Raw genomic sequence first — 19,812 nt, forward strand, 5'->3', positions numbered from 1 at the left:
GGCTCACCTAGCCATTCCCTCCCAGGCCCTTCTCCTCAGGAGGTGGTCTGCTATTACGAAGGCAACAGCGCTTTCCACGACGGGGAGGGCCTTTGGGACTATGCAGGAATCGAAGCGTCCCCTAAGCCTGAGCGTGACTTCCTCCATCCTCCCCAGGTCAACCGTTCTCTGGGGGAGGTAGATGGATGGTGTCGGCTTGAAGGCAGCCCTCACCACGAGCGGCATCCCGGTGGTTATGCCCCCCAGAACACCGCCGTGGTTGTTGGTCTCGGTCACAACCTTTCCGTCCTTCAGGACGAAGGAGTCGTTTGCCTGGCTCCCCCTGAGCTCCGCTAACCCGAAGCCCAGGCCGAACTCAACGCCTTTTACGGCCGGGATCCTGAAGAGGGCCGAGGCTATATCCGCCTCGATGTCCTCCTCCCAGGGGCCGCCGAGGCCCGGAGGAACGTTGAAGGCGACGGCCTCAACAATTCCTCCAACACTATCGCCGGCCTTTCTGGCCCTTTCCATCTCCTCAACCATGGCATCAAAGGCCCTCTCGTCTGGGCAGTAGGGGTTTTTAGAGCTCAACAGCTCCTCGGGAGAAACGTGGGCCTCCACGCGCCCTATCCGCTTGAGGTAAGCCCTAACCTTGATTCCTTCCCTCTCCAGGAGCTTCTTGGCGAAGTAGCCCGCTATAACGACCCCAACCGTCAGCCTCCCCGAGAAGTGACCGCCCCCGCGATAATCGTTATACCCGAAGTACTTTATCCCCGCTGGATAGTCCGCATGCCCCGGTCTCGGCGTGTTCCTTATCTCCTCGTAGTACGAGGAATCCACATCTCTATTTTCCACGATGACGACAACTGGCGTCCCCGTTGTTCTCCCCCTGAAGACCCCCGAGAGGATCTTTGGCTCGTCAGTTTCTCTCCTCTTTGTGGAGAACCTCTCTATGCCCTTCCTCCTCTCAAGCTCCCGTTTGAGCTCCTCAACGCTGACCTCTATTCCAGGGGGGAGTCCCTCTATAAGGACTCCAACAGCTTTTCCGTGGCTCTCGCCGAATATTGAAAAGCCCAGCAGTTTCCCCCTCATCCCAGGAGCCTCCTCAGGTCATCGAAAAACCCCGGGTGCGACTTGGAGACGCTCTCCGTGTCCTCGATTACCGAGGGGCCCTCAGCACCCAGCGCGGCTATGCTCATCGCCATGGCTATCCTGTGGTCGTTGAAGGTCTCTACCTTAGCTCCCCTCGGCCGTCCGCCCTCTATCTCAAGCCCGTCCTCAAGCTCCCTCACCTTAACCCCCATCCTTGACAGGTTGACCGCCATCGCCCTCACCCTGTCGCTCTCCTTGAACCTGAGCTGTCTCGCCCTTATCACGCTCCTCCCCTTTGCATAAGCCGCAACAACGGCCAGTATGGGGAACGAATCCGGGAAATCGGAGCAGTCGAGTGCAACAGCTTTAAGCTCGCCCCCATCTACCTCCACATAATCCCTTCCCCTCTTCACCCTCGCCCCGAACTCCTCAAGCGCATCCAGGAAGGCCATATCCGCCTGCACATCTTCCCTCAAGAGGTTGTTCACCCTAACTTTACCGTACAGGGCCCCAGCTGCCAGGAAGAAGGAGGCAGTTGAGTAATCGCCCGGAACCTTGTACCTTGTCCCCTTAACTCCAGGATAGACCTCGAAGTAGAAGCCGTCCCTCTCAAATTCCACTCCAAATGCCTCCATCGTCCTGAGCGTCATCTCGATGTAGGGCTTTGAGACGGGGTTCCTGGCCTCGACCTTTAGCCCAACCTTCGCCCCCAGAAGGAGCAGGCCACTGACAAACTGGGAGGACTTGGATGCGTCGACCGAGACCCTCCCGGGCTTTACAGGGCCCTTCACGGTAAGCGGGAGGCTAAAACCATCAACCTCCGCCCCAAGGTCCTTCAGGGCTTTCACGAGCCCCTCCATCGGCCTCTCCCTCAGCCTTCTCGCCCCGTCTATGAGGGTTTTCCCCTCAATACTCCCAGCGAGAGCAATCGAAAACCTCGCCGTTGTCCCGGATTCCCTGGCGTAGACAAAGCCAGGGGAGGGCTCCTCTGGAGGCACAACGGTTTTTCCATCCACATCTGCACCGAAGGCCCTTAGGGCGTTCAAAGTTGCCAGGGTGTCATCGCAGACCAGGGGGTTCTCTATGGTGCTCCTCCCTTCAGCCAGCAGGGCAAGGAAGTAGGCCCTGTGAGTGTAGCTCTTCGAGGGAGGGGCATCGAGCTCTCCCCTGACTTCATCAACGGGCCTGATTATCAACGCGATCACCTCAGCTCTGTTATCAGGACTTCCCCAAACTGTTCCCACTCCTCGGCAAGCTCCTCTGGCTCATCCGTGACGGCAAAAACCGCCGGCCCCTTCCCGCTCAGCCCAACCACAGCCTCCCTCTCCAGGGCAATCCTGAAGGGCTCGATGGGGTGGCCAAGATACGTCGAGTAAACCAGACCGTTTATGAGAGCCGCTTTCCTCCACTCGCCCTCAAGGGCCAGTCTTATTGCCTCCTCCACGTAAGGCCTGATTGGGGAGAAGTCCCTTCCGCTTAGGCTTTCCGTTAGGAGGGTCTTTCCGGAGAGTAGGAGCACAACGGGAAGGGGCTCGACTTTGGAACTGTGGAGAACCCTCATCCCGAGGTTGTCGGTGACCCAGAGCGAACCGAAGTAGGAGGCGCAGGCGTCGTCAAAGGCCCCGGTTAGGGTAACACCAGCCCTCTTGGCGGCCTCGACCCCTGCTTTAACCACTTCCATTTCGCTCATATCAAGCCCGAGTGCATTAGCCAGGGCCTTTGAGAGGGCGTTGGCTGCTGCGGAGCTGCTCTTGAGGCCCATCGCAATTGGTATCTCCGACTCTATACTGAACTTGATCCCGAAGTCCTCGCCTGTTTTCTCCCTGAAAACATCAGCGACCGCTTTAACGAGCCTGAAATCCCTAACCTGCTCCCCCCCTAACCCTGATCTCGCCCTCTATTCCATCACCCTTTAACTTGACCTCCGCCCTCGTCCACAGCTTTATCCCGATCGCTGAACCCACTCCCGTTGCGAAGGCGTTGACAACGGTAACGGCGCTACTGGCCGAGGCCCTCAAGCGCAGCCCCCCTCATAAGCCCTTCGTCTGGCTTAAATCCCGTCCAAAGCTTGAAGCTCTCGATGCCCTGATAGACGAGCATCCAGAGGCCGTCAACTGTTTTACAGCCCATCAGCTCGGCCTCGGTGAGGAGGCGCGTCTTCAGGGGCTTGTAAACTATGTCCATGACGACGAGGTCTTTCCTCAGCATTTCACCGGGAACAGGAGTTTCCCAGGAGTTCATTCCGACGGAGGTGGCGTTTATCAAAACCTCGGCCCATTCAAGGTACTTCCCAAGGTTCTCCCTGTTCAGAGCTTCCCCCATTATTCCAAAGCGCTCCAGGGCCTTCGCCTTTTCGGGGGTTCTGTTGAGGACGACCACTTCGTTGTCCTTGGAAAGTTCGTAGGCTATTGCCTTCCCCGCACCTCCTGCTCCGATGATGAGTATCCTCCTTCCCCCCAGCTCGATGGCCCTTTCGAGGGCCCTCCTCGCGCCCAAGCCGTCGGTTGTGTGGCCTTCCAGCTTTCCTTTTCTGTTAACGACCGTGTTGACGCTCCCGATTTCTCCCGAGTCCTCGGAGAGTGAGTCGAGGAAATGAATCACCGCCTCCTTATGCGGCATTGTTACGTTCAGGCCCGAGATTCCGAGGGCCCTGACGCCTTCCATGGCATCTCCGAGCCTCTCTGGAGGGACCTCAAAGGCAAGGTAGATAGCATTAATCCCCAGGGCCTTGAAGGCCGCGTTGTGCATGACCGGGCTAAGTGAGTGTCTCACAGGAAAGCCGATCACCCCGTAGAGCCTCGTTTCCGCGTCAGCCAAAGAGCATCACCCTCAGTCTGTCCAGTTCCTCCGCCCGGAGCTGTCCTGGAGCTACTTCCCCGTCAAGGGGGGCGTACGTGAACGGCGCCAGCTGGGCCGAAAAGACCCTGGAGATTCTCCCGAGGGGCCCCATGCAGAAGGCGATGAGATTCTCCGCGTGCTCATAAAGCCTCAGAACCCTCAGGTTGTCAAGGAGGGAGTTTGCTGTGGTGACTATCTTTATTATCTCAGGCTCCAGCTCCTCCATGTCCTCGAGGAGAGTCAGGAGCTTCCCAAAGCCCGGCGTTCCATTAAAGTCGTGGTGTGAGAGAATAACACCAACCCCGTTCTTCCTGGCGAGCTCAATGACTTCCTGGGCTATCTTTGAACCGAACTCAACGTCAACGTAGGCGGGGTTTAGGGCGATACCCCTTCTGTAGAGGCCAAGTCTCGTCTCATCATCGAGGGGCCGGATTCCCCCTTCTTCCCTCATCCTCGGCGTGAAGATGAGCTTTTTAGAATATTCCCCAGCACTTCCAGTCCTTCAAAGCTCTCAAAGGAGTCGAGCCTGACCTCGTAGAGGTCAAACTTCGAGGTTTTTATCTTCTCAAGCGCTTCCTCTGGGTTTTTGGCAGTCACAACTCCCGCTATCATCCCTCGTTGCCTCCAGGGCCCTTTTCAAAACAGCCTCATCGACTTCCTCAACGACGACATCGCCTATTTCAACCGGGATGACGAAGGTTATCCTCCCGTACCAGGCCTTCTTGTCGAGCCTCATCTCCTCCAGTATCTCCTTCGCCCTAAAGGGGTGCCCCGTGGGGAGCCCGAGCCTTCCCAACAGCTCCTCCGCCTTTCCAGAATCGAAGCCGTAGAGCTCTTCCCCGACCTTCGAGGCCACCATAAGCCCCATCGAAACCGCAAGCCCGTGCTTTATTCTATAACCCGACAGCTTCTCGATTGCGTGTCCGGCTGTATGCCCGAGGTTGAGCATCCTCCTCAGCCCTCCCTCTATCAGGTCCTTCTCAACCACTTCCGCCTTAAAGAGGGCACACTCCTTGATGAGGGTCTCGTTTATCCCTTCAAAGTTCCTGGTGAGGGCGTAGATGTTTCTGTCGAGCAGGGCGTACTTTGCAACTTCCCCAAGGCCGTTCCTTATTTCCTCCTCTGGGAGCGTGGAGAGGGTTTCTTGGGCTATCAGGACGAAGTTTGGAAGGTAAAACGTCCCTATCATGTTCTTCCCGTTGAAGTTCACTCCCGTCTTGCCCCCTATGGCCGCGTCCACCTGGGCCAAAAGCGTCGTTGGAACGAGGCCGAGGAGGGTCCCCCTCATGTATGTCGAGGCCACGAAGCCCGCTATGTCTGTTACGACTCCCCCTCCGAGGCCTATAAGGAGGGACTTCCTCGTGAAGCCCTCCTCCTGGAGCCTCTTCCAGATGGCTACGGCAGTCTCAAGGCTCTTGTACTCCTCGCCGTCCGGGATCACTATCCTTATCGGCTCCTCTATCCCTTCGGCGGCCTTTTCAAGCCAGAGCCTCTCCACCGTCGTGTTCGTCAGAAAGGCGATCCTGTGGGGGTTCAGCTCCTCCACGAGGGAGGGAAGGGTGGAGAGGGGGCCGAAGCTCAGGCCCTCCATCCGAGCCCCCCCAGCTCCATGAGGAAGACCTCTGTGTACCAGTCGTTCTCCTCGACCCTCTCCGAGAGCACGTACCTCGGAACGCCCTCGGCAGCCTCTCTCGATGTTGTCCCTTTCCATCCAAGCCCTTCAAGCTCCCCCAAAAGCCTCTCGAAGTCCTCGAAGGTCAGCTGCTGGGCCGAGTCCGAGAGGGCCTTCTCAGGCTCGGGGTGAACCTCGACCATTATCCCGTCGGCCCCGACTGCATAAGCCGCTTTTGCCAGGGGCATCACGAGCTCCCTCCTGCCCGCTGGATGCGAGGGGTCAACTATTATCGGCAGGTGGGAGAGCTCCTTGACGACTGGAACGGCTGAGATGTCCAGGGTGAACCTTGTGGAGGTTTCGAAGGTTCTTATGCCCCTCTCGCAGAGGATAACGTTCTCGTTGCCCCCGCTTAGTATGTACTCGGCCGAGTAGAGAAGCTCCTGAACCGTGTTGGCCATGCCCCTCTTCAGAACCACGGGGTTGTCGACCTTTCCCACAGCCTTAAGCAGCTCGAAGTTCTGGGAGTTCCTGGCACCGATCTGGAGCATGTCGGAGTACTTTGCAACCAGCTCAACCTGCGAAACATCCATGACCTCCGTGACGGTCACGAGGCCGTATTCATCAGCTGCTCTCCTCATCCACTTCAGGGCCTCCTCTCCGTGCCCCTGGAAGGAGTATGGACTCGTCCTCGGCTTGAAGGCCCCTCCGCGGAGAACTTTAACGCCTTTCTCAGCCAAGAACTCCGCGACCTTCATTATTTGCTCCTGGCTCTCCACCGCACAGGGGCCGGCCATTACAGTGAATCCGTCGCCGATTTTAACCTCTCCGACCTTAACGACGGTTTTCGGCTTGGAGCCCTTCTCGAATTTGAACCTCATGTCAGCACCACCTCAACCTTCCTCACAACGCTTTCTGCCGTCAGGCCATAGCGCTCCAGGAGTGCGAAGTAGTCCCTACTCGACCTCCCGAACTCGGTTGTTCCAATCCTGATGAGCCTCTTCGGCATCTTTTCCGAGAGAACCTCAGCTACCGCTCCTCCGAGGCCGCCGTGGATGCTGTGTTCCTCAAGCGTGACCACGAGCTCCACCTTGGATGCGAGATTCAGCAGTGTTTCCTCGTCGAGGGGCTTTATCGTGTGCATGTCAACGACTCCAGCGCTTATTCCCCTCTCCTCAAGTTTCCTGGCCGTTTCGAGGGCCACCGACACCATAACGCCGGCTGCCACAAGGAGGACATCGTTCCCCTTTCTGAGGACGCTGGCCTTCCCCAGCTCCAGCTTTGGACTATCGTAGACCCTCGGTGCGTGGTCCCTGCCGAGGCGCATGTAGACGGGCCCATCAAGCTCGACTGCCTGCCTGAGGAGGACTGGAACTGACTGGGCATCCGCTGGAACAACGACCGTCATGTTCGGGAGGACGCGCATGAGGGCTATGTCCTCAAGGCACTGGTGTGATGAACCATCCATGTGGTCTGAAAAGCCCGAGTGCGTTGGAATGAGCTTGACGTTGAGGTTGTCCCTGGCTATCGTGTTCCTTATCTGCTCCCAGGCCCGCATCAGGAAAGCCGCAAAGGCCGAAACAACGGGGATTTTTCCCGCTATTGCCAGACCACCCGCCATCGAGACCATGTCCTGCTCGCTTATGCCAACCTGGATGAACCTCTCGGGAAAGGCCCTCTCGAAGTAGGCAGTTTTCGTCGAGCTCTTGACGTCCGCATCGAGGACTACTAAATTGGGGTTCTCCCTTCCGAGCTCAACCAAAGCCCTCCCGAAGGCTTCCCTGAAGCTCTCGATCACACTCCCCACCTCGCTATGATGATCTTCGGCCTTCCTACGAGTTTTTTGGCCGTTTCGAGGGCCTTCTTGAGCTCCTCCTTCCTGTTGGGGACTTCAATAACCTCCCAGCCAAAGGCCCTCCACTTGTCCGCCAGCGGTTCCTTGCTCAGTATCTCCTCTGTTCCTCCCGTGAGCTGGAAGTAGTTCCTGTCGACTATAGCTACCACCCTATCGAGCCTGTGGTGCGATGCTGTCATGGCAGCTTCCCAGACCTGGCCCTCGTCCAGCTCGCCGTCGCCGAGTATGACGTAGACGTACCCATCTTCCCCGTCGATGCGCTTGGCCATCGCTATCCCGTTGGCCACCGAGAGTCCCTGGCCGAGGGAGCCGCTCGAAACTTCTATGAAGGGCAGCCCCCTGATTACATGGCTCGGGAGGCCGTCTATGTCCGCGAAGCTGTAGAGCTCCTCGTCGCTGAGAAGACCCATCTCGTGGAGCATCACGTAGAAAGCTGGAGCCGAGTGGCCTTTGCTGAGTATTACGACGTCTTTCTCTCCCTTCTCCTCGAGCACTGCCGAGAGAATTTCGAGGCAGGTCTCCGAGGACTCGAGGTGGAAGTTGTTGACGGGCTGGAGCATGCTCTGGAGCTTTGTCCTCGGATCTAGGGCCTCACTCATGGCCGTTCACCTCCAGAAGGCTGAGAATCATCCTCCCGTGCTCGGTAAGCCTAACGGGCCTAGGGTTTTCCTTAGTGCCGTAGTCTATGAGGCCCAGCTCCTTCAGAATTCTGGCGTTCAGCTTCAGCGTCGAGAGGGCTTTTCTTTCCTTTCTGCTGAGCTCCTCAAGGAGAGAATTCAGGGAGCGGTGTCTGCCGTTTATGCTCCTCAGTATAAGCCTCTGGTTCTCGTTCAAAGCCCTCAGAACGAGCTTCCTGATTACCTCTTCCCCGCCGGGGGTTACTAATATTGGCGGGGCATCACCCATTGGCGGGACATCACCGATCACCGGAAGTTTAGGGCATATTAAACTATTTAAAACTTTGGCTAGGTTAAACTGCCTAACTAGCTAAAATTTTCAAAAGACGTTTATAGTCCAATTCGAAGGTTGATGTTTTATAGTGCTGATAATTCAGAATTTTTGCTTTTCTTGAGGATATTGCTATGGTAGAACTTATATAAGCTTTTGGGAAAATTTCGTTCTTAATTTGAAGTAAGTGGAATAGTTAACGAGAGAGTTTAACTTATTTTCTGATGCTCATTCGCTCGAGAGATCGTATCCCATAACTTAACATTTTGAGCCGGCTTATCTTAATGATTTACCATATCTTCGGAGATAAAAAATACTTTCACATTTATAAGCTCAGCATCCCAGCCGAATTCTTTGGCTCTTCCTATCAAATATCGGGCAACTTTCTCGCTTCGTCTTCCTTGCCGTTCCGAGAATAACTTTGAGCTTCATGCTACCACCGTGTGGAATTTCTGTTTTGGGGCTTTAAGTTTATCCTTTCGAAGTGAAAAGCTTCGAAGTTCAAAACTTCACACTTTGTTAGGACAACCTTTTTAAATTAGGGTTGCCTAATTAATTGTGAGGTGAACCAAATGGTGAGGGTTGGAGAAGTGGTTCCCAATTTTGAGGCCGATGCCTACTTCCCGGAGAAAGACGAAATAGGAAAGCTCAAGATTTCGGACTACAGAGGTAAATGGGTTGTTCTAGCCTTTTATCCAGCGGACTTTACATTTGTCTGCCCAACGGAGCTTGAGGAGCTCGCTGAGTATTACGAGGAGTTCAAGAAGGAAGGTGCTGAAATAATTAGCGTATCTACTGATACAGCTTACGTTCACAAAGCTTGGCACGACCATTCCCCTGCAATCAAAAAGGTGCGCTATCCAATGCTAGCTGATCCTGCGGGGAAGATATGCAGGCTCTTTGGAACCTACATTGAGGAGGAAGGCATCTCCTGGAGGGCCACTTTCATAATAGATCCGGATGGAAAAGTTGTCAGCATGGACATTCACGACAACAGCATAGGGAGAAGTGCCAAGGAAATACTTAGAAGGCTCAAAGCTTCCAAATATGTAAGAGAACACCCAGGAGAAGTTTGTCCGGCGAGCTGGGAGCCAGGCAAGGAAACTTTAAAAGTTAGCCTTGAGCTAGTTGGAAAGATCTAAACCCTTATTCTATTATTTTTTGTTAAATATTATTCTGGAAATTTTTCACATTGCTAAGCCCATTAAGCCATGCTTCTCAAAGTTGTTGAATTATGTCGGATGTCATAAAGTTATAGTTCGATATTAGAAGTAAACTGGTTTATAAAATGGTAATTTTCTTGTGGATGGGTGCATTTAACTTTTGCTATTTCGAAATTTCAATTCTGAAAGGGTAAAAATAATAAGCCGACAAAATTATTTTAGGTTGGTCTAAAATTGGAGGTGAAAAAATGATAGGGCAGTTCCTAATCACATTTAGGGAGGTATTGGAAGCTGCGATAATCGTTGCTATCATAATTGCCTACCTTAAACGTACCGGTAGGGAAAGGCAGATCAAAGACGTATGGACAGGAGTTGGATTATCAGCACTTGCCAGTGTAGTTTTAGGGGCTGCAATCCTTGCACTCTATGGAGGCCTTGAGGAGAAGGAGCTCTTTGAAGGAGTTGCCTCTTACTTGGCTGTCATAGTGCTAACGAGCATGATTTACTGGATGGCCACCAAAGGAAGGAACATCAAAGCCGAAATAGAAAGCAAGGTAAGCAAGGCCATAAACCCCTTCGCTTTAATAGGATTCACCTTCATAGTGGTTTTCAGGGAGGGTCTTGAGACGGTGCTATTCCTTACGCCCTTTGCAACGCAGGACTTAGCTGGGACTCTGGCGGGGCTTCTCCTGGGAGCAGGTGCCGCTTTGATACTCACCTACCTAATCTATGGGGTGGGAATGAGAATAAACCTGAGGACGTTCTTCTACTACAGTTCTATACTGCTCGTTTTCGTTGCCGCTGGATTAGCCGGCTACGGAACCCACGAGCTCATAGAGTGGGCCGAGGAGGAGGGCATGCACCTCGGCTTTATTGAGGAGACAGCCTACAACCTCGGCATTCCCAAGGAGAGTGTGTTCCACCACAAGGGAGCTATTGGTTCGATCTTTGCGGTTCTCTTCGGCTACTCCGTGAAGATGGAGTGGGGAAGGGTGATAGTCCAGTTCGGCTACCTTATAGTGGCTCTCTATCTTGTCTTAAGGGCATATGGCAAAGAACCTTCCTTAGCTCCAAGGAACTCCAGATTAAAAAGCACCGGATGATTCTCTTTTATCCATTTTTGTCCAAAAACGTATAAAAAGGGTGAACCGTAATTCAAGCTTGGTGAGGAAAATGAATGTGAAAGAATTCAAGAAGATAGCTCTTGTTGGAGCAAGCAAAAACCCCGCTAAGTATGGGAATATAATATTGAAGGATCTCCTCAGCAAAGGCTTTGAAGTCCTCCCGGTGAATCCGAATTACGATGAGATTGAAGGCTTGAAATGCTACAGGAGTGTGAAGGAACTCCCGAAGGACGTGGACGTTATAGTCTTCGTCGTCCCGCCCAAGGTAGGCCTTCAGGTGGCCAAGGAAGCTGTTGAAGCAGGCTTCAAAAAACTCTGGTTCCAGCCGGGGGCGGAAAGCGAGGAGATAAGGGAGTTCCTTGAAAGGGCAGGAGTTGAGTACAGCTTTGGGAAGTGCATAATGGTCGAGACGAGCGACAAAAAGATGTTCCTGGAGGTGTGAGAGTGTTTTATTACGTGAGAAAGTTCGAGGAAGACCTTGACTTCCTATGGGAGCGCTTCAAGAAGAGGCTTGAAGAGGAGGGCTTTCTCCTAATAGGGGAAAGGATTCCTGTGGCGATAGTGGAAAGAGAGGATGGCATTGTCGCGGACTATCATCTCCTATTCATATGTGACAAAGAGCTCGTGGCAGAGCTTGTGAAGATAGACCCAAACATAGGAGCTTTGCTCCCCTGCACGGGTTTTGGCTACCGCAGAGAGGACGGAAACTACCTCGGCGTTACTTTGCCCAGTGTGGCGTGGAAGATAGCAGGGGAAGAAGTAGTTAAGCTCATGAGGCCCATGGAAGAGAGGGTCATCAGGATTATTGAGTCGCTGTAATTTCAATTTTTCAAAGCCCCCTTCGCTTTTTCTTTCCACTTTGGAAAAGGTAAGGGCAATAAGCAATTCTTCCCAATAAATTCTGGTGATGCGAATGGCAAAGGCCGTATTGAGGATACCCAACATGAGCTGTGGGCACTGCGTCATGAGGATCAAAAAGGCCATCGAGAGCGTTGGAGCCAAGGGCGAGGTCAGCCTTGAGAAGAAGACTGCCGTTGTTGAGTTCGAGCCCGGAAAGGTGAGCCTTGACGATATCATAAACTCGATAAAGCGCTACGGCTACGAAGTTGAGGTGGAGTAAATGCCCATTGATCCGGTATGTAGAATGGAAGTTAGTGAAGGAACTGAACTTAAAGCAGTATATAATGGCAAAGTTTACTACTTCTGCTCCCCTGAATGTAAGGCTGAATTTGAAGCTAACCCGGAAGAATACATTAAAGGGGAAGAGATGGAACACGAACATGGAAAGCATTCCCACGAACATGGCCACAGAAGACATGGATGTTGTCACTGATCTTTTTCTCTCTTAATCTTTTGGTGCACTAGAATCAATTTCTGTTAGTGCGGGTACAGTACGATGAAAGAATATGATTTTGTTATTATTGGAGGTGGAGCGGCGGGATTTGCTGCGGCTTTAAAAGCGGATGAGCTTGATGTAAAGACCCTCATGGTCAACCGAGGCCCGATTGGAGGGACGTGTGTAAACGTCGGCTGTGTTCCGACTAAGTATCTCCTAACCGCCTTGGAACTCAAGAAAAGGGCGTTGATGGGCCATTACTCTGGCCTAAGCTTTACCCTTAAGGAGTTTGACTTTAGAAAACTGCTGGACGGAAAGGATGAACTCGTAAAAAAGCTAAGGAGGGAGAAGTACGAGAAAGTTCTGGAGAGTCTAGAGAACGTGGATTACATCGACGGCTCCGCGAGGTTTAGCTCAAACAGTGAAATCGTGGTAAACGGCGAGAAGATCAAGTTCAAAAAGGCCCTCATAGCAACGGGTGCAAAGCCAAGAATTTTAACCATAGGCGGTGTTGAAGACGTTAAGGACAGAATTCTAACCCACATTGAGGCTCTTGAACTTGAAAAGGTTCCCGACTCAGTTGTAATCATCGGGGGAAGAACTCAAGCTTTGGAGTTTGCCCAGATCTTTGCGAGAGCTGGGAGCGAGGCAACTCTTCTGCAGAGAAGCATGAGGATAATGCCCACAGCTGAGCCTGAACTGGCAATAGAACTTGAGGACATTCTAAGTGAGGAGGGGACCAATATAAACACCTCTGCGAGGATAAAACGCCTTGAAAGAGCTGGAGAAGGAGTTAGAGTTCATGCTGAAGTGGGAGGAAAAGAGAAGATGTTTGAAGCACAATACGTTTTCTTCGCAACTGGGAGAAGTCCAAATACCCACGATTTGGGCCTCGAGAACACGGATGTTAAAACCGACGAAAAGGGTTTTGTGGTTGTGGATGAAACTCTGAAAGCGGGCAAAAATATTTACGCGGCTGGAGATGTGATAGGTGAGCCTATGTTAGAGACAGTGGCAGCCAAGGAGGGCTTTACCGCGGCAACAAACGCATTGGAGGAAAAGAACGTTAAAATCGACTATAGAATTGTCCCGAAGGTTGTGTTCACCGATCCGCAGCTTGTGAGTGTTGGGTTAACCGACAGGGAAGCCCAAAAGTTTACGGAATGCTCATGCAGTGCGGTAGAGATCTCAAACGTTCCAAAGGCATTGATTCTAGGTGAAGAAAGGGGCCTGATAAAAATGGTCGTTGATGCAAAAACGAAGGAAATCCTTGGGGTTCATATCTTAGCTTACAACGCCGCTGAGATGATCCCTGAGGCCGCTTTGATAATTAGGAACAGAATGACTATAGATGAGGTTATAGACACTCTTCACGTCTTCCCGACGATGAGCGAGGCAATAAAGCTTGCCGCACTTTCTTTCAAAGGAGACATATCAAAAATGCCGTGTTGTGCCCTCTAGCGTCAATTCTTCTTTGAAAACCCCGATCCCTAAAGACCAAAATGTTAAGCTCGTTAAAGCGATTTTCCACTCACTTAATGGCTCATAAAGTGGGCAAATTAAGTATGCACAGCTTGTCGTCGGTAAAAAGAGAATAATTTTGTGGGGGAAAGTTTGGAAGAACTTCATGGGATAGTAAACTGGGACGAAGACCGTTAAAGCTGTTAGAGTGATGTTCAAAACTCTCATTATAATTATCGGCTCCTTGAGTTTCACACTTATGTAGAGTCCAACGAAAACACTCCAAAGCCATAAAAACGCTAAGAGAAGAATTATTTGGGCTATTCTCAGGAGAGAAAGTCCCCTCACGTAGGTTAAAGTAACGATGAGAATGACCAAGTAAGGCAACGCGGGAATGCTCATCCCTACTGAAATTCCAAGGCCGAGCTTCAGCGGATGCACCGGAAGGGTTGAGAGTATATCATAAAACTTTGAGCGCGTTTTCATTCCCGCTATCTCTATGGCTAGGTCGGCTATCCCGACGCCGGCAACAAAGCTGATCATTCCACCAATGAGTGCCGTCGGGAAAAGCTTTCCACCGCTCACGACGGTCAGGAGAAATATGAAGGAGAGCGGTCTAACGGCGAAGCTTATAAGGGAAGCCCTGCTCTTCGTGAGGGCCTTGGCGTAGTACTCGATTACGCTAATCATCAGACCACCCCAGCAGAAACAGGTCTTCAATTGTAAGTTCTTCAATTTTGAAGGGCACTCCTCTGGAGATGAGCGATTCTGTGAGTTCTTCAAGCTCTCTTTCGCTTTCCGGATAAACAAAAGTGTATTTCCCTGCTTTTTTGACAGCATATTCTCCTACGTCCGCGTACTCAAACAGCACAACTTTCTTCCTAAAGCGCGGCAAGTAGTGCTTTACGATATCCTCGGGCTCCCCCTGGAGCAGTATCCGCTTGTCAAGCAGAATTACCTCGTCGCAGACCTTTGAGACCTCATCTATATAATGACTGGTCAGAAAAATCGTTGAACTTTTGGTTTTCTCTCTTAAAATCTGCCAGAGTTCGAACCTCGCCGAGGGGTCTAAGCCGACTGTAGGCTCGTCCAAGAAGTACAGCTCAGCGTCGAAGGAAAGGACCATAGCAACCAGCGCTTTTCTAACCATCCCGCCCGAGAGCTCTACCATTGGCTTGTCGGCATAGCTTATGTTGAATTCTCTTATAGCTTCACGGGCTTTTTCTTTTGCCTCTTGCCTCTTCAGCCCGCGCATTCTAAGGTAGTGGTAGATATACTCAAAAGGCGTGAGGGTGTAGAAGTGGGCTTTGACCTCCTGAGGTAGAAGGGAAATTCTCTTCCTTATTTCAGTGCTCCCCTTTCCCACTTCATGGCCCAGAACGTAGGCTTTCCCTGATGTAGTCGTCTTCTGGGGGTTTAAGAAAGAGTTTAACTCTTACTACTCAGCCTTAATTTCAACCATCTTAACATTAATCCTCCCGGGGTTAATTTTTAATGTGATTGACAGGTTATTCTTCCTTAATAACGTAGTCAGGTTGGGAGTGTTGGTTTCTTTAGTAAGCATTGGCGCTTACACATCCATTCAGCTATTCTCACCCAAACGACATATTACGTAGGTTGCGAAATACCTAAACTCAATTAACTTTCAACACGTATCCTAATAATTGCTTTGCACTGCTGTTCAGCCCAATATTGCTGTTTATCCCCTTCAATTTGATATCTAGCTTGATAAGTGTGAATTATTCTATCTTCTTAATATTAGCGTGGTGATTGAATGATGAAAGTCCGCTCTTTACCTCTTAGAACAGAGTATGGGCACAGCTGTTCGAACAATGCTATTCCGTGCTATCTCTTTTCGTTTTGTGTGAAATACGTTTATAACCTCCCCTTTTGTATTTGTCATCATGACGCATCACTATGGCTATGTGAGTGCAGTTTTAGCTGCTCTGCTCTTTGGAATAAGTTCAACGCTGAATAAAATCGCCCTTAGAAATGTTCATCCAATGATAATAGCGGGAAGTATCTATCTAACGGCGGGGATAGTTTTAATGCTCCTTCGCTTTACGCCGCTCAGGGGCAAAATCCTTGAGAGGCTTGAATTCAGGGTCAAAACTCAAGAATTCTTCTCAAAGCGAGACATTTTAATATTAGCCTTTATAGTACTTTTTGGATCTTTCTTAGCCCCTCTTTCGTTCATGTTTGGCTTGAATAGGACAACAGCTGTTAATGCGTCCCTTTTACTCAACACCGAGACGCTGTTTACTGTTTTAATAGCTCTTATAGTCTTTAAGGAAAGAGCCTCAAGAAGAAGCATTATCGGAATTCTCTTAATCTTAATTGGAGCCGTTGTAATCTCGACAGAAAACTTTAGGGAAGTAGAGCTGAGCAAGGGCATTGTCGGGAACATTTTAATAATCTTGGCAGGTCTTTCATGGGCGATAGATAACAACCTGAGCAAGCTGTTAAGCGTTAAGAGGGACTTGCTCTTGGTAACTTCGTTGAAGGGGCTGTTTGGAGGAAGTGCACTGTTAACTCTAGCCTCTCTAATTGGAGTCCCCTTTTACATCCCGCTCCAGAGCCTTCCGTACGTTTTAACCGTCGGTGCGTTCAGCATTGGCTTTTCCCTCGTACTGTTCCTGTTCGCCCTTAGAGAAATCGGTGCGATGAGGACGGGAGCAATTTTCTCGACCTCCTCACTCATAGGTGCTCTCTTCGCTTTCCTAGCTCTTGGCGAGAGCCTCACGGCACTGAAGGTCGTCTTTGGCATGATCATGCTCCTTGGAGCGTACGTGCTCTCCGGAGAAGAAATCCACAAGTAACTGCTTTTTGAATGGGGAAGAACTACCGGGGTTAGAGCGGCTTCATCATTCTGTAGAACCGGTACTTTTTGCCCCCAAGCCCAATCTCATGCTCCCTCTCGATGGTATAGCCGAGCTTTTTGTAAACTGCTATCGCCACCTCGTTGTCCACCTCAACGTCCAGGGCGAGCTTCTTAGCCTTGCTTTCCCTGGCAAGCTCTTCCGCCTTCAGCATCAGAGCCTTTCCTATTTTCCTCCCCCGGAAGTCCGTATAGACCGCTACGTTGCTGATGTAGTAACCGCCCTTCTCAAGCCTTCCACTCCCAGAGATGGAGCTTATGAAGGCCGGAAGCTGCCTGAGGAAGTCGAAGCCGAGGATTTTCATCATGAGCCAGCCGGTATTGCCTTCTTCTTTATTCTTCGCCTTCCAGTCGTAGCTTAGGAGCATTCCGGCTATTTTCCCCTTGAACCTCGCAAAAACGACGTGCTTATGGCTGAAAAGGTTATCCTTTTCGAGGAAAGCCCCCACAAAGAACTTCCTGAACTTTTTCCCCAGGAGGTCTGGAAAAAACTCCGGAGCTGAAATGCGCATGAGCTCTGCGAAGTGCCCGGCTTCTTCCGGCGTTCCTTTGGCAGGTTCAATAACAATCTCTGGCATGGGACAGTATTCGCGGGGCAATTATTTAAGCCTTACTGAAAAGGAGATAATCGAAGGGAGATTAAAAAAGGAGCTCCACCCAGTTCTCCCGCTTCTTCTTGTAGACCCTGATCAGGCCCCTCTCCTCAAGGCGCTTGAACATTCTCCACGCGGTCGTCTTCGGTATGTTGAGCATCTTCTTCATCTCTGCCTGAGGTGCTTTGCCTCCTCTGTCGTAGAGATACAGCAAAACTCTCATTTCATCCCTTGAGAGATCCATCCCTTCGATTTTCTTCTGGAACTCTTCCCTGGTTAATGGTAGGGAGAACTTGCTTGTAGAGCTTTCCGACAGTTGCTTCTTGATTAATAAATACCCTCCAGCGATCAGTATTGCTAAGATCGGTATTGCATAAAAGAACCATTTTGTGTTTGTTTCTTGCTGTACTCCTTGTTGGGGTGGACTTGGGGGATTGCTTTCGACTTCTGTTCCCAAAGTAGCAGAGGAAGGGTTTCTTTCGATTACGTATGAAACGCTGATGTTTCCGGGGGGCATTATGAGTTTGTTCTTGTCGATTTTAAGGGGGACTGAATTTAACCCGACTATCACGGCATTTTCAGGGAAAACAATCGTTACTGGGACTTCGGAAGTTAAATTAATACTCCAAAGCGGACCATCTTTAGATGTCAAATCAGGAGTGTAGTAAGTAACTAGGATATTAGTAACATTCTCAAAATAAATGAACAAGATAGAGTTATTCAACTTATACAAGAGGGGTTCATTATTTTCGTCTCTAACCATTAGGCCCTTAACGTTTCCTCCTATTAGGGGAACGTCTACTACTACAGTATATTCATCGGGAGTTATTATTTGGGTAACTTTTACATACCCATCTTCATACACGGCAAGTTCTATGTTCTCCACTGTATATTGGGCTAAAGTAAGGGGTGAAAAAACAAAAAGCAAGAGTATACTGACTACAAGCTTCCTGTTCACTTGAAATCCCTCCATATGTTATTAATTGTCCTCTTCCTCTTTTTCAGGCTCGTTGGATTCATCATTTTTTGGGAAGTTATATTCCTCCCAATTTTCTCTCCAATTTTCTGTATAGTTCTCTTCATGTTCTTCTTTCTCTTCTTCATGATCTTCTTCCCATTTTTCCGTGTAGTTTCCTCCATGGTTTTTATCTTTCTCTTCTTCCCATTCATACTCCTTTTTGTACTCGTCATTTTCCTCATACTCTTTATGATTTTCTTTTTCACTCTCCCATTCTCCTCGCTCACAGTACTTCTCATAATGCTCTTTCTCGCCCTGTTCTCTATATTCCTCGCAGTATTCCTTCAAGTACTCCTCGTAAAATTCTTCCCGAACCTCTTTGATCTCGTTTACAATGTCCCTCAGCTCTTCATTGATTTCTTTTATTAGCTCTAGGGCTTCGTCGTATTCTCCTTCTTCTATGAGGTTGTTGACCTCTTCCACAATCTCCCTAAGTTCTTCTTGGTAATCTTTCAGGATATCCCTGATTTCTTCTTCATACCCTGGGGGATATGTAACATTGGAAATCTGTGTCAGGTTTTCAATCATGTTCATGAGTTCAATCGTTCTGTTTAGTTGCACGTTCAGCTTGGAGACAAATACTATTGAGATTTCATCGGCTTTCATTGAGAGCATTTGTGGGATTAAATCTTCTTCAATTGCTTCACTCAGCTTTTCTCTGAGGTCTTCAGCAAGCTTGAGGTCTTCATTGAGTGCGGTAAGATTTCCGTTAGTTATGTCAATCTCAACTTTTTCGTAAGCTTCTGCTGTTTGGTTATATAATTCAAGGAAAAGTGAGACATCTATTCCCAACTGCGATGCCTCATTTAGGATCTCCTCTACATAGGAGAGGTACTCTTGTGCCCTTCTAAGTTCTTGTTGAGCTTCGATTATAAGCTCTTCGTACTCTTCAGTTTCGTTTTTAGTTGTCTCTTCTTCTGGCATTAGTTCTTTAATTATATCTCTATACCCTTCCATGGCTTCCATTGCAAGCTCTATTGCAAGTTGGTAGTTTGAGCTGTTGTAAGCCCCCCATGCGGCTTCTCTGAGAGCCTCCGTTTCATTAAACTCCTGAAGAATTTCGTTGTCTACATTAAGGGTAGCGTTAATCATAACAGTAACATAGTTCGAGAGCTTCTCGATAATAAGCAACAGACCATAAGCTTGCTCCGCCAAGCTCACATTGAGCGTAATATCTACAGTTACATTGCCCATTACTGTTGTTTCATTGTCAATAGAGGCTGTCTCATTTGACATCGTCACGTTGCTTGCCAGCCCTATGCTTCCGAGCAATAAGAGAGCAAAGAGTGATGCACCAATCACTCTTTTTGAGATCATGTTTTCTCACCTCAATTATACGTGGGAGGTCTTTATATTTTAGGGAAACGGTGGAATTTAAAGGTTTCATTGAGTTTCTAGGAGTTTCTTTGAGCGAACAGAATTGTGCCATTTCTGTGAACTTATAGTAGAATTTCTAAATTCGTTGTTTTATAGTTTTAGCTTTATTGTTTTAGCATTAGTGATAGTAAATGAGGGACAAAGTTTATAAATATTTGCACAATTGTTCAAATATGGAGGTGATGAAATGACAGAAATATGCAAAGTATATGAGGAACATATGGATAAGATACTAGAGGTTGAAAAGAAGTTACCAGAGGAGGAATTGATTTTAGACATTGCAGACTTCTTTGATGCTTTGGGGAACCCAACTAGGTTGAAGATACTTTTTGCGCTTCTAGAAGAAGAATTGTGCACATGTGACCTCTCAAATATTACCGGTCTCTCAGTGTCTGCCATTTCACATCAGTTGAGGATCCTAAAGGACAGGAAAATCGTCGCTTACAGAAAAGATGGGAAGAACGTTTTCTACAGGTTGGATGATAAGCACATCAAAGATGTCTTGAAAATTGCATTGAAACATGTGAGGGAGTGAGGT

23 protein-coding genes and 2 pseudogenes are annotated in these 19,812 nt (G+C 49.7%); 9 read left to right on the plus strand and 16 right to left on the minus strand.

The annotated features are described in order from the left end of the window. Nucleotides 1-3 precede the first annotated feature (3 nt). The 11 genes and pseudogenes from aroC to OCC_RS07310 all read right to left on the minus strand — a co-directional run bounded on the left by aroC (nucleotide 4) and on the right by OCC_RS07310 (nucleotide 8,282). Nucleotides 4-1,071, minus strand: coding sequence for a chorismate synthase (gene aroC / locus OCC_RS07265; protein ID WP_004067979.1), 1,068 nt, complete (start codon nucleotides 1,069-1,071; stop codon nucleotides 4-6). Further along, the gene (gene aroA / locus OCC_RS07270) at nucleotides 1,068-2,267 is read right to left on the minus strand and encodes a 3-phosphoshikimate 1-carboxyvinyltransferase (RefSeq protein ID WP_004067980.1); all 1,200 of its coding nucleotides are present in this window, start codon (nucleotides 2,265-2,267) and stop codon (nucleotides 1,068-1,070) included. Before aroA ends, aroC begins: the two co-directional genes overlap by 4 nt. A 5-nt stretch (nucleotides 2,268-2,272) precedes the next feature. Further along, nucleotides 2,273-3,095 (minus strand): annotated as a pseudogene (locus OCC_RS07275) (shikimate kinase). After that, nucleotides 3,070-3,888, minus strand: a complete 819-nt coding sequence (locus OCC_RS07280) for a shikimate dehydrogenase (protein ID WP_004067981.1) — start codon at nucleotides 3,886-3,888, stop codon at nucleotides 3,070-3,072. The pseudogene OCC_RS07275 and the gene OCC_RS07280 overlap by 26 nt, the downstream one beginning before the upstream one ends. After that, complete coding sequence (locus OCC_RS07285) at nucleotides 3,881-4,360, minus strand: type I 3-dehydroquinate dehydratase (protein ID WP_020953736.1); 480 nt, start codon at nucleotides 4,358-4,360, stop codon at nucleotides 3,881-3,883. The genes OCC_RS07280 and OCC_RS07285 overlap by 8 nt, the downstream gene beginning before the upstream one ends. Beyond that, on the minus strand, nucleotides 4,357-4,521 hold the full coding sequence (locus tag OCC_RS13160) for a hypothetical protein (protein WP_020953737.1): 165 nt from the start codon (nucleotides 4,519-4,521) through the stop codon (nucleotides 4,357-4,359). Before OCC_RS13160 ends, OCC_RS07285 begins: the two co-directional genes overlap by 4 nt. Continuing rightward, nucleotides 4,475-5,500: a 3-dehydroquinate synthase gene (gene aroB / locus OCC_RS07290; RefSeq protein WP_004067982.1), complete on the minus strand. Its 1,026-nt coding sequence runs from the start codon at nucleotides 5,498-5,500 to the stop codon at nucleotides 4,475-4,477. The genes OCC_RS13160 and aroB overlap by 47 nt, the downstream gene beginning before the upstream one ends. Then, nucleotides 5,488-6,402: a 3-deoxy-7-phosphoheptulonate synthase gene (gene aroF, locus OCC_RS07295; RefSeq protein WP_004067983.1), complete on the minus strand. Its 915-nt coding sequence runs from the start codon at nucleotides 6,400-6,402 to the stop codon at nucleotides 5,488-5,490. The genes aroB and aroF overlap by 13 nt, the downstream gene beginning before the upstream one ends. After that, a complete protein-coding gene (locus OCC_RS07300) occupies nucleotides 6,399-7,319 on the minus strand; it encodes a transketolase family protein (protein WP_004067984.1) in 921 nt (306 codons plus the stop codon). Before OCC_RS07300 ends, aroF begins: the two co-directional genes overlap by 4 nt. Continuing rightward, nucleotides 7,316-7,975, minus strand: a complete 660-nt coding sequence (locus OCC_RS07305) for a 1-deoxy-D-xylulose-5-phosphate synthase N-terminal domain-containing protein (protein ID WP_004067985.1) — start codon at nucleotides 7,973-7,975, stop codon at nucleotides 7,316-7,318. The genes OCC_RS07300 and OCC_RS07305 overlap by 4 nt, the downstream gene beginning before the upstream one ends. Continuing rightward, nucleotides 7,968-8,282 (minus strand): hypothetical protein, encoded by a 315-nt coding sequence (locus OCC_RS07310; RefSeq protein WP_004067986.1) that lies wholly within the window; start codon nucleotides 8,280-8,282, stop codon nucleotides 7,968-7,970. Before OCC_RS07310 ends, OCC_RS07305 begins: the two co-directional genes overlap by 8 nt. Nucleotides 8,283-8,896: 614 nt before the next feature. On the opposite strand from OCC_RS07310, the gene OCC_RS07315 reads away from it, so the two are divergent. The 7 genes from OCC_RS07315 to merA all read left to right on the plus strand — a co-directional run bounded on the left by OCC_RS07315 (nucleotide 8,897) and on the right by merA (nucleotide 13,408). After that, nucleotides 8,897-9,466 (plus strand): peroxiredoxin, encoded by a 570-nt coding sequence (locus tag OCC_RS07315; protein WP_004067987.1) that lies wholly within the window; start codon nucleotides 8,897-8,899, stop codon nucleotides 9,464-9,466. Nucleotides 9,467-9,735: 269 nt separating this feature from the next. Next, nucleotides 9,736-10,590, plus strand: coding sequence for an FTR1 family iron permease (locus OCC_RS07320; RefSeq protein ID WP_004067988.1), 855 nt, complete (start codon nucleotides 9,736-9,738; stop codon nucleotides 10,588-10,590). Nucleotides 10,591-10,660: 70 nt separating this feature from the next. Next, nucleotides 10,661-11,053: a CoA-binding protein gene (locus OCC_RS07325; RefSeq protein ID WP_004067989.1), complete on the plus strand. Its 393-nt coding sequence runs from the start codon at nucleotides 10,661-10,663 to the stop codon at nucleotides 11,051-11,053. A gap of 2 nt (nucleotides 11,054-11,055) precedes the next feature. Then, the gene (locus tag OCC_RS07330) at nucleotides 11,056-11,430 is read left to right on the plus strand and encodes a DUF302 domain-containing protein (RefSeq protein ID WP_004067990.1); all 375 of its coding nucleotides are present in this window, start codon (nucleotides 11,056-11,058) and stop codon (nucleotides 11,428-11,430) included. A gap of 94 nt (nucleotides 11,431-11,524) precedes the next feature. Next, nucleotides 11,525-11,731, plus strand: a complete 207-nt coding sequence (locus OCC_RS07335; protein WP_004067991.1) for a heavy-metal-associated domain-containing protein — start codon at nucleotides 11,525-11,527, stop codon at nucleotides 11,729-11,731. Continuing rightward, nucleotides 11,732-11,944 (plus strand): YHS domain-containing protein, encoded by a 213-nt coding sequence (locus OCC_RS07340; protein ID WP_004067992.1) that lies wholly within the window; start codon nucleotides 11,732-11,734, stop codon nucleotides 11,942-11,944. A gap of 63 nt (nucleotides 11,945-12,007) precedes the next feature. After that, nucleotides 12,008-13,408, plus strand: a complete 1,401-nt coding sequence (merA, locus tag OCC_RS07345; protein WP_004067993.1) for a mercury(II) reductase — start codon at nucleotides 12,008-12,010, stop codon at nucleotides 13,406-13,408. Here the strand turns inward: merA and OCC_RS07350 are convergent. Together OCC_RS07350 and OCC_RS07355 are read right to left on the minus strand one after the other, a co-directional pair. Next, complete coding sequence (locus tag OCC_RS07350; RefSeq protein ID WP_004067994.1) at nucleotides 13,382-14,098, minus strand: hypothetical protein; 717 nt, start codon at nucleotides 14,096-14,098, stop codon at nucleotides 13,382-13,384. The genes merA and OCC_RS07350 overlap by 27 nt on opposite strands. Then, a pseudogene (locus tag OCC_RS07355) lies at nucleotides 14,091-14,807 on the minus strand (ABC transporter ATP-binding protein); the annotation flags it as partial. The gene OCC_RS07350 and the pseudogene OCC_RS07355, both read right to left, overlap by 8 nt. Nucleotides 14,808-15,312: 505 nt before the next feature. Between OCC_RS07355 and OCC_RS07360 the strand changes: the two are divergent. After that, nucleotides 15,313-16,227, plus strand: coding sequence for a DMT family transporter (locus OCC_RS07360; RefSeq protein ID WP_048874630.1), 915 nt, complete (start codon nucleotides 15,313-15,315; stop codon nucleotides 16,225-16,227). 31 nt (nucleotides 16,228-16,258) lie between these two features. Here OCC_RS07360 and OCC_RS07365 read toward each other — a convergent pair whose 3' ends face one another. From OCC_RS07365 to OCC_RS07375, 3 genes are all read right to left on the minus strand, one after another. After that, entirely contained in the window at nucleotides 16,259-16,864 is a 606-nt protein-coding gene (locus OCC_RS07365; protein WP_004067997.1) for a GNAT family N-acetyltransferase, read from the minus strand. A gap of 61 nt (nucleotides 16,865-16,925) precedes the next feature. Next, nucleotides 16,926-17,837 (minus strand): helix-turn-helix transcriptional regulator, encoded by a 912-nt coding sequence (locus OCC_RS07370; protein WP_004067998.1) that lies wholly within the window; start codon nucleotides 17,835-17,837, stop codon nucleotides 16,926-16,928. Between the two features lie 21 nt (nucleotides 17,838-17,858). After that, nucleotides 17,859-19,214 carry a V-type ATP synthase subunit I domain-containing protein gene (locus OCC_RS07375; RefSeq protein WP_004067999.1) on the minus strand — a complete coding sequence of 452 codons (1,356 nt, stop codon included), beginning with the start codon at nucleotides 19,212-19,214 and terminating at the stop codon, nucleotides 17,859-17,861. Nucleotides 19,215-19,461: 247 nt separating this feature from the next. Between OCC_RS07375 and OCC_RS07380 the strand changes: the two genes are divergently transcribed. Then, complete coding sequence (locus tag OCC_RS07380; RefSeq protein ID WP_004068000.1) at nucleotides 19,462-19,809, plus strand: ArsR/SmtB family transcription factor; 348 nt, start codon at nucleotides 19,462-19,464, stop codon at nucleotides 19,807-19,809. Nucleotides 19,810-19,812 lie beyond the last annotated feature (3 nt).

The sequence above is a fragment of the Thermococcus litoralis DSM 5473 genome (genome assembly GCF_000246985.2).
Taxonomy (GTDB): Archaea; Methanobacteriota_B; Thermococci; order Thermococcales; family Thermococcaceae; genus Thermococcus_A; species Thermococcus_A litoralis.